This is a genomic window from Bacillus sp. 7705b (genome assembly GCF_002289525.1).
In the GTDB taxonomy this organism is placed as follows: domain Bacteria; phylum Bacillota; class Bacilli; order Bacillales; family Bacillaceae; genus Bacillus; species Bacillus halotolerans.
Genome location: NZ_NSDH01000009.1, coordinates 23,185 through 36,578, shown reverse-complemented (window position 1 = coordinate 36,578; position 13,394 = coordinate 23,185). Strand labels below are relative to the sequence as shown.

The 13,394-nt window shown below is 43.2% G+C and carries 12 protein-coding genes; 3 read left to right on the top strand and 9 right to left on the bottom strand.

All coding sequences use genetic code 11. The annotated features are described in order from the left end of the window. Positions 1 to 47: 47 nt before the first annotated feature. The gene (locus CJU60_RS03205; protein ID WP_003228053.1) at positions 48 to 278 is read right to left on the bottom strand and encodes a CsbA family protein; all 231 of its coding nucleotides are present in this window, start codon (positions 276 to 278) and stop codon (positions 48 to 50) included. Positions 279 to 908: 630 nt separating this feature from the next. Here CJU60_RS03205 and CJU60_RS03200 point away from each other — a divergent pair. The 3 genes from CJU60_RS03200 to CJU60_RS03190 all read left to right on the top strand — a co-directional run bounded on the left by CJU60_RS03200 (position 909) and on the right by CJU60_RS03190 (position 5,414). Next, a complete protein-coding gene (locus CJU60_RS03200; protein ID WP_095712924.1) occupies positions 909 to 3,404 on the top strand; it encodes a PEP/pyruvate-binding domain-containing protein in 2,496 nt (831 codons plus the stop codon). A gap of 76 nt (positions 3,405 to 3,480) precedes the next feature. Further along, on the top strand, positions 3,481 to 4,050 hold the full coding sequence (locus CJU60_RS03195; protein ID WP_024123004.1) for a TetR/AcrR family transcriptional regulator: 570 nt from the start codon (positions 3,481 to 3,483) through the stop codon (positions 4,048 to 4,050). A 29-nt stretch (positions 4,051 to 4,079) separates the two neighbouring features. Then, positions 4,080 to 5,414 carry an MFS transporter gene (locus tag CJU60_RS03190; RefSeq protein ID WP_095712923.1) on the top strand — a complete coding sequence of 445 codons (1,335 nt, stop codon included), beginning with the start codon at positions 4,080 to 4,082 and terminating at the stop codon, positions 5,412 to 5,414. A 48-nt stretch (positions 5,415 to 5,462) separates the two neighbouring features. On the opposite strand, the gene minJ is transcribed toward CJU60_RS03190, so the two are convergent. The 8 genes from minJ to prfB form a co-directional block, all read right to left on the bottom strand. Then, entirely contained in the window at positions 5,463 to 6,653 is a 1,191-nt protein-coding gene (minJ, locus tag CJU60_RS03185; RefSeq protein ID WP_095712922.1) for a cell division topological determinant MinJ, read from the bottom strand. Between the two features lie 78 nt (positions 6,654 to 6,731). Then, complete coding sequence (gene swrA / locus CJU60_RS03180; protein WP_015251121.1) at positions 6,732 to 7,085, bottom strand: swarming motility protein SwrAA; 354 nt, start codon at positions 7,083 to 7,085, stop codon at positions 6,732 to 6,734. Positions 7,086 to 7,469: 384 nt separating this feature from the next. Continuing rightward, a complete protein-coding gene (gene ctpB / locus CJU60_RS03175) occupies positions 7,470 to 8,912 on the bottom strand; it encodes a carboxy-terminal processing protease CtpB (protein WP_095712921.1) in 1,443 nt (480 codons plus the stop codon). A gap of 142 nt (positions 8,913 to 9,054) precedes the next feature. Then, the gene (ftsX, locus tag CJU60_RS03170; protein ID WP_024123007.1) at positions 9,055 to 9,945 is read right to left on the bottom strand and encodes a permease-like cell division protein FtsX; all 891 of its coding nucleotides are present in this window, start codon (positions 9,943 to 9,945) and stop codon (positions 9,055 to 9,057) included. Continuing rightward, positions 9,938 to 10,624, bottom strand: coding sequence for a cell division ATP-binding protein FtsE (gene ftsE / locus CJU60_RS03165; protein ID WP_010332047.1), 687 nt, complete (start codon positions 10,622 to 10,624; stop codon positions 9,938 to 9,940). Before ftsE ends, ftsX begins: the two co-directional genes overlap by 8 nt. Positions 10,625 to 10,856: 232 nt before the next feature. Continuing rightward, positions 10,857 to 11,195: a cytochrome c551 gene (cccB, locus tag CJU60_RS03160; protein ID WP_024123008.1), complete on the bottom strand. Its 339-nt coding sequence runs from the start codon at positions 11,193 to 11,195 to the stop codon at positions 10,857 to 10,859. Positions 11,196 to 11,243: 48 nt separating this feature from the next. Next, positions 11,244 to 12,089 (bottom strand): YitT family protein, encoded by an 846-nt coding sequence (locus CJU60_RS03155; protein WP_069487008.1) that lies wholly within the window; start codon positions 12,087 to 12,089, stop codon positions 11,244 to 11,246. 171 nt (positions 12,090 to 12,260) lie between these two features. Continuing rightward, positions 12,261 to 13,362 (bottom strand): peptide chain release factor 2 gene (gene prfB / locus CJU60_RS03150; RefSeq protein ID WP_141243756.1). Its coding sequence is split into 2 segments (ribosomal slippage): positions 12,261 to 13,289 and positions 13,291 to 13,362, totalling 1,101 coding nucleotides; the frame shifts between segments, so codons are not numbered across the junction. Between the last annotated feature and the right edge of the window lie 32 nt (positions 13,363 to 13,394).

Here is a 13,394-nt window from a genome sequence, read left to right as displayed (position 1 = left end):
TTAAAACGTAAAAGCAGGAATTCATCTTTATATTCATTATGTCCGGTTTATTCTTCTTTTTTCTCAGCAGCTTTTTTGGCCATGTAAAGTCCGCCGGCCACAAGGGAGACAACATCTAATCCCACAATAAAATATGTTTCTGTATAGCCTTTTAAATAAGAAGCAAACAGCAGTGCAGCTGTAAGAGCGATCGCCACGTAATGGTTAAAGGTCACTCTCGTAAATAGGACGACAAGCATAAAAGGGAAAAATAATGCAAAAACGGCTTTTGTAATCACAAAAACCCTCCTCAGGGATTCTTCATCTGATTTGATTATAGTAAAAAATGAAGAATCGGACAATCGTGCAATGGTTCCCTCTTTTTACACCATACCCTTTTTCAGTTCAATTCAATCATCGTGCCCTGCCGCAAAACTCTCTTCTTATAGATAGACAGATGCCTCATCCGATTTTTTGGCAAGACCCAAATCCAGCTATTCAACCCGGACAGAAGAAATGTTCATAATAAAATAATAGATTACCGGCAGGCAAAATAGACGGTATCAAATATAAAGAAAAATTAACTTTAGTGCGGCTGAATGAGAGCTGAAACTGTACTGATTGTCAAATCAACAGGAAGGTAGGTATTAAGTCTCGTTTAAGTGAAGGAAACTTGACCAACAGCGATCTGAAAGCTCAGTGAAACGATTTGCGAATACGAAAAAATAAGCAAACAGACCCACTCAGTTTTATTTTTCATGATCATCTAACTAACTTAAATATTCATTTTATTTAGGGCTTTTTGCGTTTGACAACATTTTCCTATAAACCTACAATTGAGTGATAGTGTTCACTATCATTTTTTTGAACATTGGCTCCCAAAAATAAAAGATAGAGAGAAAAATACTAAGGAAAGAGGGGTTTTAAACATGTACTCTGTGTTATTTCGCCAAGCTGAAGAATCCAGTCAGCTGGCTGGAGCAAAAGGCATGAATCTGATTAAACTGACCAAACACGGACTTCCTGTTCCAGATGGGTTTATCATTCAAACGAACGCTCTCGCCCGTTTTATGGAGGATAATCAGCTTCATGATTCAAGCGAAAATATCGAAAATGCCATTATTGACGGAGCATTTTCAGATGAGCTAAAGAACGAGCTGACGAGCTCCTTTTACGAGCTGAGAGAATCATATCGTTCCGTGGCCGTCCGCTCTTCATCAGCCTCAGAAGATTTAGAGGGCGCTTCATTCGCCGGTCAATATGAAACCTATTTAAATATAAAAACAGAAGAAGAATTTCTGGCTAAGGTGAAAGAATGCTGGGCCTCCTTTTTCTCAGGCAGGGTCAGCCGCTATAAGAAGAAAATGAACAATCAAATCGCAGAGCCGTTAATGGGTGTTGTGGTGCAGGGCCTGATCAATTCAGAAATATCGGGTGTGATTTTCAGCCAAAATCCCGTTACCCATGATGATAGAGAGTTATTAATCAGCGCCAGCTACGGCCTGGGAGAAGCGGTCGTATCAGGAAGCGTCACTCCTGACACGTATATCGTTCATAAAGCTTCATTTGAGATTCAGAAAGAAATGGGTTTAAAAGAGATCTACATGGAGTCCGCAGCAGAAGGCATTGCCGAAAAAGAAACGAGCGAAGACATGCGCAACCGTTTTTGCCTTACAGATGAACAGGTAATTGAGCTGACTGAAATCACAAAAAAAACCGAAGCCCTATACGGATATCCTGTTGATTTAGAATTCGGGATCGCCGATCATAAACTGTACCTTCTGCAGGCACGGCCAATTACCACCATTGAACAGGATAAAAAAGCGGCTGAGGAAGAACGGAACTTCATGATTACCGGCGAGGATATGGATGATTTTTGGCTCAATATGGAGTCCAACATCGAAGGCCCGGTCAGTCCGCTATTTTCATCTTTTATTGTGCCCGCACTTGAATACGGCTTAAAGAAAAGTATGCAGCAGTTCCCGATCGGTGTCATCGTCGATGAAGTAAAAGTTTACCGGGGACATATTTATTCAAAAAATCAAGGCGGACAACAACAGCCTCCTGAGGACAGTGCCGAAGAGCTTTTTCCGATATTGGCCGAGCGCATGTACGACATCATTCATAACACGTACCTTCCGTTTTACCGGACATTGGACCAACTCACACAAACGGAACACACTCCGGAAAGTGCGCTGGAGGCCTTTAAAAAACTGAAGGCCTTTTATCTCACGGCCTATGAGGAACACTTCAATATCGTTTTCCCGCAAATTCTGTTGACGAACAAACTGCAAGCAATGTATCAAAACATTCAGGGTGAAGCTGAAAACTCACATTTTTATGAAATGCTGACAGGAGTCATGAACAAATCGCTGGAAACAGACCGCCGCCTATGGCAATTCTCCGTTGAAGTACGAGAAAATCCGAGTCTGACAGCCATTTTTGAGCATACCGAGCCGCAACAGCTGCAGAAGAAATTAGAACAAATCGACGAGGGCAGACGTTTCCTGCAAAAAGTTAATGAATTTTTACAGGAATACGGATGGAGATCTGTAAAAAGCCACGATCTGATTGAACAGACTTGGGCAGAGAATCCATATTACGCATTGACTCATATTCAAAACTACGTCCGCAATGGCTATCATTTTGACAACGAATTTAAGAAGACCATTGAAAAACGTGAGAAGTTGTACAATGAATTCTTGCAAAGCATTGAGGATTCCGCTTTGCAGAAAGAATTTGAACGTTATTATCAATGGACGCTGAATTCGTCCAATATTAAGGATGATCATCATTTTTACATTGATGCTATGCTGGATGCCAAGGCAAGAGTCTTTTTGCTGAAGGTAGGAGAATTGCTGGCAAAAAGCGGTGTGATCCGAGATCGAGAAGACCTTTGGTTCTTATATGATGACGAGGTGGAAAACGCGCTCCTTCATCCCGTATCCCTTCAAGAGAAGGCTGAAAAACGGAGACAAATCTTTCATGAGTATGAGCTGGCACAGGCGCCTGCTTATCTCGGTACACCGACAAAAGCGCAGCTGAAAGCGGCTGAAGAAATTGTCGGTGCTGTCATAGAAGATGAAAAAAACACGGAGAATGATATTTTCGGAATTGCAGCATCAAGCGGTATCGCAACAGGGCCGGTTAAATTGATTCGGGATGCCAGTGAGTTTTCTCAATTCGCGCCTGGAGACATCCTGGTTTGCAAAATGACGACACCGCTATGGACCAGCCTGTTTCAAGATGCCAAAGCCATTATTACAGACACAGGAGGAATCTTGTCTCACGCAGCGATTATCGCACGGGAATACGGCATTCCCGCTGTTCTCGGCACACGTGCAGCGACAGAAAGGCTTCGAGATGGAGACATCGTCACTGTAGACGGAAACAGCGGCAAAATCACAGTTGTCAGCCGGTCCTGATGCGCCCACCCTCTTTATTATACAAGCGGGGCAGGTGTATACTTGTCCTGCCAGTATATTCGTGAGGTGAAATGTATTGAGACCGACAAACCGCAGAATCCTTGACGCTGCCATGCAGCTGCTCGTCAAAAAAGGATATCGTGCAACGACGACAAAAGAAATTGCAGAAAAAGCAAATGTAAGTGAAGCGACGATTTTCAGGAATTTTAAAAACAAACAGGGGCTTGTCGAGGCTCTGCTTTCTCAGCATTCTGCAAATCGAAATCGCATCTTTGAGCAAACAGAGGGAGATTTGTATAAAGACCTGTTGCATATCGGAACCTGTCTGCTGGAAGAGCTTGAACAAAGAAAAGATATAATTAAAATCAGCTTTCGTGAACCGGCCATGTTTCAGGATGTCATCAACCATGTGACTGAATATCCCCAATCTATGAAACAGCTTTTAGTTGATTATCTCACAAGCATGGGTGAGAAAGGGGCTATCCAGACAGGAGATGAATCGGAACATGCCGATGTATTTATTTCGATGATTTTCGGTTACTTTGTACACCGTCTTCATTTAGGAGACAGAGTGATTACAATGCCCCAGGAAAAAATGCTGGAGCATAGTACAGCTGTATTCGTCAAAGGAATTACTGCCCGTTAGCTCCTTGGCAAAACAAAAGGAGGATCCCAATGAGCCCAAAAAAAGAATGGGCGCTGATCGTCTCACTTTTATTGGGGGCCATCCTGGTTCCCATTAACTCAACGATGATCGCAGTCGCGCTTTCATCTATATCACATACGTATAACGAATCCATCGCAAGCATCACTTGGGTAGTTACCGTTTATTTAATCGTCATGGCTGTCACACAGCCAATAGCCGGAAAACTCGGTGACATGTACGGCAACAAAACCATGTATTTATGGGGCGTCGGCCTGTTTCTGATTGCTTCATTAGGCTGCGCTCTATCGCCGAGCCTGTTTTTGTTAATTGTATTTCGGGCTTTGCAGGCTGTCGGCGGGGCACTGCTCACGCCAAACAGCATTGCCATTATCCGGCACGTTGTATCAGAGAAACGCCTTCCGAAAGTGTTTGGCTATTTCGGGCTCGGCGCGGGACTCGGTGCCGCTCTCGGGCCGTTTATCGGCTCTCTTTTGATTGACAGCTTCAGCTGGCATTCGATTTTTTGGGTCAACATCCCGTTTCTCGCCATTGCTTTATTTACAGCATTGACCATGTTTCCTCAATATAAAGAAAACAAATCAGAGGCGCCGCTGGATATTATCGGCTCTCTCTTGCTGGCAGGCAGCATCGTTTCGATTATCCTGCTGACGAAAAATGAATCTTCATGGGGCTATGCATTATACAGCATATTGATACTGCTTTTTGTCCCGCTTTTTTTCAGACGGGAAAAACGCACAAAGCACCCAATCATTGATTTTGCGCTATTTAAAAGCTCAACCTTTACAAATGCCAATCTATCCGTCTTGTTAAGCAATCTAATGATGTATGCCGTCTTATTGATTATGCCGTTATTCATGACAAACCAGTTTGGGCTTAATACGTCTAACAGCGGCATGGCGCTTTCCGTCTTTTCGATATTTATGTCGGCGAGCAATTGGGCAGGCGCTCAGCTCCATCATAAATGGGGTGCGAAAAAAATCATATTTCTCTCATTTGCGATGATGGCCGGAGCCAATTTGTTATTTTTGCTCTTGAGCAGCTCCCATTCCGTTTTCTTCCTGATGATCTCTCTTATTCTCGGAGGGCTTGCATCCGGAGTCGGACTGACCAGCATGCAGGTGTCATCCCTTGCCACAGTAGAGCCCGCGATGTCCGGAGTGGCTTCCGGTATTTTCTCGACCTTCCGTTATTTCGGAAGCATTATTTCGTCAGCCTTAATTGGCCTGATTTCTGGGTATCACACGTTATTTATTATTCTCTTCGCGGTATCCATCATTGGTGTTTTTGTTTCGTTAGGCATCAAATCTGACGAAACGGCACGCATGGAACAAAATTCAGCGTAAAACAAAACAGCCCGGCGCCACACAAAATATGTGGTGCCGGGCTGTTTTTTATGATCCAGGCAAAGCGGCTGCTTCACGGTCATCCTTTACGAACAGAATGCCCAATTCATGATGTTCTCCCTCATAAGACGCACGCTGATCAAAGCGAATCTCCCCGTTCAGACCGATAATTTCAAGCTTCACATACGCACGGTTGCGCTGGAGCGCTTCATAAAAATCTGATACGTGCTTAACGGGCACGCCGTTGACTTTCGTAATAATTTCTCCGATTTTTAATTCCAAGTCTTCAGCCGGTGTATTTGGTATAATACCAAGCACCATTAAGCCTTGATCACGCTTGGAGAAATAAAACGGTGCTGCATTGTCGTTTACCCTTTGCTTCACGGACAGAAAAATACGTCCTAATACAGCCGCACAGACAGCTGCACCCGCAAGCGGCGTCCACAGCAAACTCGCAGCACCGAGAGCGGAGACAATAAGCCCGAGTATACAGACTCGCTTCGCTGTGATTCTTATACTGGTTTCAGGAAGGGAACCCTGCACCCTTTGGCCGAATCCAACAAAGTAAGGTATCCACAGAAAATGGAATGACCCTCCGGGAACAGAAAACACAGGCCACCAGCTGAGGTGTGATTCTAATCCATTGCCAGGTACAAGAATAAACAGCGGTAAAAGCCATATACGGTTTGCAAGCTGCTGACCGATCGGCAAACCGCGGCTGCTGACGACCAATCCCGGTGATGTTTTCACATGGGCAGAACGATATGCAACCGCTCCTTCAGCGATAACCAATAAACCCAAAAACACCGCCAGGGCCGGCCACATGACCGCAAAGCCTTGCGGAAACCGATCCAGAAAAGGTTCAGCCTGATTCACTTGCAGCCCAAAACCTATCAGCATACTCACACTGACGATATATGCAGCAGACATCCAGTTTGCGCGAAGAGTGAGCGCTGCCGCTGCAGTCATAACGGCAATAATCGCAAGCATACCGAGAGGAATAGAAATTCCGAGTACCCCTAAAACAATAGACAAAAGGATACCGGGAATTAACCCTTTTGTATATGTAAATTTCAGTTCATCATAAATGTCTGCTATTCTTGTATGAAAGGTTTTTCGCTCACGCTTGATCCTCACATATCCGAAAGCCAGACTTACAATGACAAAAAACCAGAATAGCGGGTGCAAAAAGAACAGGCCCGCACTTTTTAACAGTTCAAATCCCCATTGAACAGACACTATCTTTCACCGCCTCAAGCCAAACATGTTACTCATATTCTATCAAATATTAAATGGCTTGGATATCCTCAGGAGGGTTTATCTCTCTTGCGTCATCCACAGCGTGACATTCGATAGTGAAAAATCCTTTAAATAATGGTTTACATCAACGTCCAATAACCCGCTGATCAGGTGCATCGACCTCTTTATATCTGTCAGATTGATTCCTAATCGTTTATGGTTTTTCATTAAGTAATTAAAATAATGCTTGGCACATTCTTCATTAATGTCATTGACCGATTCAACATTTGTGTAATTCACTAGGTACCTGCTAAACAGCATAAGAAGACTTAGTGCTTTTGTAGCTGAAAATGTTACGTCTTGTGTTCTGTCTTTTAATTGTTCCACTAATTCATAATATTTTTTTTCACGCACAATACTTGCCCTCTTCAATTGTGAACCCCCATTTTCTTTGTACAGATAAGCACGGGCCAGTATAAGCAGCAGTACTGGAGTGCTAACAAGCATTCTCGCTAACGTTTCTCTTTTAAATACCTGTAGTTCAGCTGCCATAAACCTGATTACTGTTCTTTTTAGAACCTTCTTATATTGTATGAAGTAAACAAAGACTAGGCAACTTGCAAAAGTTTCATTTTAAATGCATATTTTCTCGTTAGAAAGTCTCTCTCATATATTGATATCGGGTAATCTCGGTCCTTTATAAATGTTTATTTGTGAAAAATTTTTTAATATCTTGTCAAAAACTCAATTTTTATGTGACTTATGGATTATTTATTCATTAAGCACAAAGAAACAGGAGATGGAACACCATCTCCTTTAATTGACAAATAATGATTTAAGCGCCGTTTGAAGCTGCAAATCATTTTTTTCATCTGATTTTTTCATTTCAATTAAATGATTTATTTTCTCCGCGGTGCGATTGTCAATCACACCCGTTTTTGCGAGCTTGTTTTGATCCTGAAAGGCCAAAACCGCTTTTTTCATTTCTTTACTGAAATAGCCGTCTTCCCGACCCGGATCAAAACTGAGTCCTTTCAGCAAAACCTGTGCATGTTTCACATCTTCATTGTTCATATCAGCTTTAAGAGGCTCTTTTAGCTGCAATGGACCTGCGGAGAAATAACCAGGCTGCTTTATCGCAATGGTCGGCTTAACACCCTTCTTATGAATCCAATTCCCGTTTGGCGTCAGCCACTTGTAAAGCGTCAATTTAATATTGCTGCCGTCTCCCATCGGTACAGCTTGTTGAACAGTTCCCTTTCCGAACGACGTGTCACCTACAACATCATAATGCCCCGCTTCTTTTAATGCGCCTGCAAGAATTTCAGAAGCAGAGGCGCTCCCCTTATCTGTGATGACATTGACAGGGTATGTTTTTTTATGGGTCAATGTTGAAAAATAACGTTTTCTATCTCCATTGCGTTCAGCAATCTGAATGTACGGCTGATCCTTTGTAATGAAATGCTTAAGAATCTCTTCAACACTTTGAAGATATCCTCCCGGGTTTCCTCGAACATCCAGCACGAGGCCTTCAATTCCTTTTTTCTCAAGCTTGCCCAATGCTTTTGCAAAATCCTTCGCCGTATGCTCAGAAAAAGTAGAAATGGCAATATACCCGACAGAATGCCCCTGCACTTTTTTCTCTGAAGCAAACACCGTTTCAAGCGGAATTTCAGCTCTCTTAATGCGGAATGACAATTGCTTCTTCGTCCCGGGCCGCTGAATCTTTATTGACACGCTGGAACCTTTCTTTCCTCTTATTTTTAAGACAGCGTCATTTAAATCCTTGCCCGCCATCGATTCTCCATCAATACTGATGATTTCATCATTCGGCTTCAGCCCGGCTTTTTCCGCAGGAGATTGTTTAAATGGCGACACAATAATGATTTTGCCTTCTTCCACTCCAACCTCAGCCCCGATGCCTTCGAAAGAGGAATCAAGAGAATCAGAAAATTGCTTTGCCGTCTGCTTGTCCATATAGACGGAATAAGGATCGTTTAATGTAGACAGCATCCCTTGAATGGCTCCTTCAAGCAGCTTTTCTCTATCAACCTTTTCTACATATTCATTCGAAATCAATTCATATGCTTTTTCAATTTTATCCATAGCTGCAGCCCGATCAGAGTCAGCTTGAGCCGTTGCGGCAACAGCTGCGGCTTCCGGCTTTTCGGCTTCCAGCAGGTTCATTCCCGCATATACGCCGGCGCCTCCGAACAGCATGCTCCCCGCCGCTATCACAGCGATTATTTTTTGATTCATCCTTTACTCCTCCTGTATGCCAGACTGTCTTTGCAAAACCTAGAGATAGTATATGTAAAGGATGGAGATTTCATGTAATCATAGAAGAAAAAGAAGGCAAAAGAAAAAAGCCGTCCCGCAATCGGGATGGCTTTTCTTATGTTTATACCCGCAAAAACTTGCGGATGGAAGTCAGGCTTCCCCATACTCCAATCACTGCGCCAATTGCAATTAATACAAGCGAGACTTGGAATACAAACGGATTATATGGAAGAAGAGAGACAAATGATCCTTGAACCTTCGGAACGACCCATCCGATAACATATTGATAAGTGCTCAATACAAGCGCGATCGGAATGACTGAACCGAATACGCCGAGCAGCAATCCTTCAAGGAAAAACGGCCAGCGGATAAACCAGTTCGTCGCACCAACAAGCTTCATGATTTCAATTTCTTTTCTTCTTGCAAAAATCGTAATTTTGATGGTGTTGGAAATTAAGAACATCGCCGTAAACAATAAGCCGATAATTAACGCGATTCCGATGTTGCGGGAAACGCCGACCACTTTAAACAAACGGCTGACCTCTTCTTTTCCGTAAGTAACTTTATAAACATGATCCATTTTTTCTATCTTTTTCGCGACACTTGGCGTATCATGCGGATCGGTCGTTTTCACGACAAACGCGTCATTCAGCGGGTTTTCCTGATCCTGCATCGTCAGGGATTTTCCGCTGTCTCCAAAACTGTCAACTAACTGGTCAAGCTCTTTTTCTTTAGATGAAAAAGTGACACTTTGAATGCCGTTCAGGTCTTTTATCTCGTTCTGCAGCTTGTCCTGTGCCTTCTTATCTGCAGTCAGATCAACCAATACCTTGATTTCGACTTCTTTTTCAGCATTCGTAGCCATGTTATTCAAATTCAGCATAATTACTAAAAACACGCCGACTAAAATCAGCGTAACGGTTACTGCACTAATGGATGCAAACGTCATCCATGTGTTTCTCCCGAGAGATTTAAAACTCTCACGCAAATGGCGCCCGAGAATTTTAATCATAAGAACCATACTCCCCTCTTGACTCATCACGCACAATGATACCATCTTCGATTGCAATGACACGTTTCTTAATGGTGTTTACGATTTCTTTATTATGTGTCGCCATTACGACTGTTGTTCCGCGGTTATTAATCTCCTCCAGCGTCTTCATGACTTCCCAAGACGTATCCGGATCAAGGTTTCCCGTAGGTTCATCTGCAATGACAACATCAGGGCTGTTCACAATTGATCTGGCTATAGAGACACGCTGCTGCTCCCCGCCTGAAAGCTGGTCAGGGAATTGTCTCGCTTTATGCTTCAGCTGCACCAAATCAAGCACTTCAAGCACCCGTTTTTTAATGACAGACGGCTGTTCTCCAATTACTTCAAGGGCAAAAGCCACATTCTCAAACACAGTAAGTTTCGGGAGAAGCTTGAAGTCCTGGAAGACTACACCTATTTTACGCCGCACGAAAGGAATCTCTTTTTCTTTAACCGATGCGAGATCTTTATGATTGAGTAAAATTTGCCCTTTTGTTGGCTTTTCTTCTCTGTATATCATTTTAATAAAAGTAGATTTACCCGCTCCGCTCGGTCCGACAACATAAACAAACTCTCCGGGATGAATGGTAACTGAAATCCCGTTTAGCGCCTTTACACCGTTCGGATAGGCTTTGTATACTTCTTTCATCTCTATCATGAAATCACCTAATCTTTTATATCATTTTATGTCGCACGGTCATACTCTTCGAAAGCATTCGACAGTTTATGACCCATTCATTTGTAAAAAGATGAAAAATCTGAAAGTTTGATTTTCAACACACTTCATTATACGTCAAATTTAGACATAATACTATTACAGTTTCTTTTCATTCATCATGATTTAAGCATAAAAAAATCCTTGCCTGAATCGCGGCAAAGATTTTCTCCTCTTACTTTTTCTCTGACAGCCATTTGGCAATTGAAGCGGCTTCCTTATCATCTACAAGCCCCTTCGGCATATTGCCCCGTCCGTTTTTAATAATGCTTTCAATTTTTTCTTCGTCGTATTTGCCACCAACCTCTTGGAGATTAGGTCCTGACACACCTTCTAAATCCTTGCCGTGGCAGCCTACACAGCTCTGCTGATATAATTCTTCCCCTTCAGACGCAGATGCTTCTGTTTTGCTGCCGTTGTCTGTCTTCTCTTCTTTTGCATCGTTAGAACCGCAGGCAGCCAGCAGGGCAGAAATGGCAAATACAAGCATTAGTATCGATAGTTTTGATTTCATGTTGAGAAGCACAACTCCTTTACGATCTCTTCCATATTATAACCCCGTTTAAGCGCGTTTGAAACCCTCGCCCAGCACCTCGCTTGCATCTGCTACAATCACAAAAGCAGTCTCATCAATCTGTTTGACGATTTGTTTCAATTTCGTGAATTCAGTTTGGCCAACCACGCACATTAAAATCGGCCGTTCATCGTCAGTATATCCGCCGACTGCAGAAATTTTCGTAACGCCTCTGTCAATTTTTTTAAAAACAGCTTCCTTCACGGCCTGTTCCTGTTTTGTAATGATAAGCGCCATTTTAGAGCGGTTGAAGCCGACTTGGACGACATCAATGGTTTTGCTTGATACATACACCCCAAGCATGGCATACAGCCCTTGCTCTATATTAAATACGATCATCGCCGTAACAACAATCAAACCGTCAATGATCGCGAGACAGGTCCCTAATGAGAGACCTGTGTACTTATGAATGATTTGAGCCGCTAATGCCGTTCCCCCGGTTGATCCTTTGCCTAAGTACACAATGCCGATTCCAATCCCGATGCCGACGCCGCCAAAAATCGCCGCCAGAAGCTCATGATGTGTAGCAGGCTGAATGTCTCTCGTCAAAAACACGACAAGAGGCAAAAAGACAGAACCCGCGAGTGTCTTGAGTCCAAATTTACCGCCAAGCAAAATGATACCGGCAATAAATAAGGGAATATTAATGATCCACTGCACATAGGCCGCTTCAAAACCATATGACTGTAAAATGGTACTGATCCCGCTGACACCGCCTGCGGCTATTTTATTAGGAAGCAGAAAGACATTAAAGGACACTGCTGTAATTGCTGCCCCTATCAGTATGTATACATAATCCCTTATAACTCGAAAACTTTTATTCCGTACATCCATCATTACAACCTTCCTCCGTTTCTTCCTATGCTCTCCGATAGCATTTTAATCCTTCCCCGATAAGATGTAAATAACACCCAAACACAGTGGTAATATGCTAAAGCAGCAGTGAAAGCAAGGATATGCAGGCAATAAAAAAACACACCTGTAGACACCAGGTGTGTTTCCTGCTTATGAAAGTTTAGAACGAAGGTATGCGTCAATAAATACGTCAATATCTCCGTCCATTACGGCTTGAACATTACCCATTTCTGTATTGGTCCGATGGTCTTTTACCATGGAATACGGATGGAATACGTAAGAGCGGATTTGGCTTCCCCAGCCGATCTCTTTTTGCTCACCGCGAATTTCGTCCAGCTCGGCCTGCTGTTCTTCAATTCTGCGCTGATACAGCTTTGCCTTCAGCATTTTCATCGCTCTTTCACGGTTTTTAATTTGTGAACGTTCTGTTTGACATGTCACAACCACGTTTGTCGGCAAGTGGGTAATCCGAACAGCTGAGTCTGTTGTGTTGACGTGCTGTCCGCCTGCTCCGCTTGCACGGTACGTATCAACTTTTATATCCTCCGTACGGATATCAATATCGATCTCATCGTTGAATTCAGGCATAACTTCACAAGATACGAATGAAGTGTGGCGGCGGCCTGATGAGTCAAACGGAGAAATCCGCACGAGACGATGGACGCCTTTTTCCGCCTTGATATATCCATAAGCGTTGTGCCCTTTAATCAGTAATGTGACTGACTTAATACCGGCTTCATCACCAGGAAGGTAATCGAGCGTTTCCACTTTAAAGCCGCGGCGCTCAGCCCATCTGGTGTACATTCTGAGAAGCATAGAGCCCCAATCCTGTGACTCAGTGCCGCCCGCACCCGGATGCAGCTCCAAAATTGCGCTGTTTTTATCATACGGCTCACTGAGAAGAAGCTGAAGCTCAAACTCATTGAACTCCTTCGTTAAAGCCTTTAGCTCTTTTTCAAGCTCAAGCTGAAGATCTTGATCCGGCTCTTCTTTCAGAAGGTCATGAGTCATTTGCAGTTCTTCATGGGATTCATTCAATTTTTTATAGGAATTGACATAATCCTTTAAACCATTTGCTTCATTGATGACCGTTTGAGCTTTCTGCTGATCATTCCAGAATTCCGGATCAGCCATTTGCTCATCTAGCTCAGCAATGCGGGTCTCCTTTGATTCGAGGTCAAAGAGACCCCCTAAAGTCCGCTAAACGAGAAGCCATATTTTCGAGCTCAACTCTGATTTCTGATAATTCCATTCCATTCACCTCATTAAAAGATCCGCGGGCGC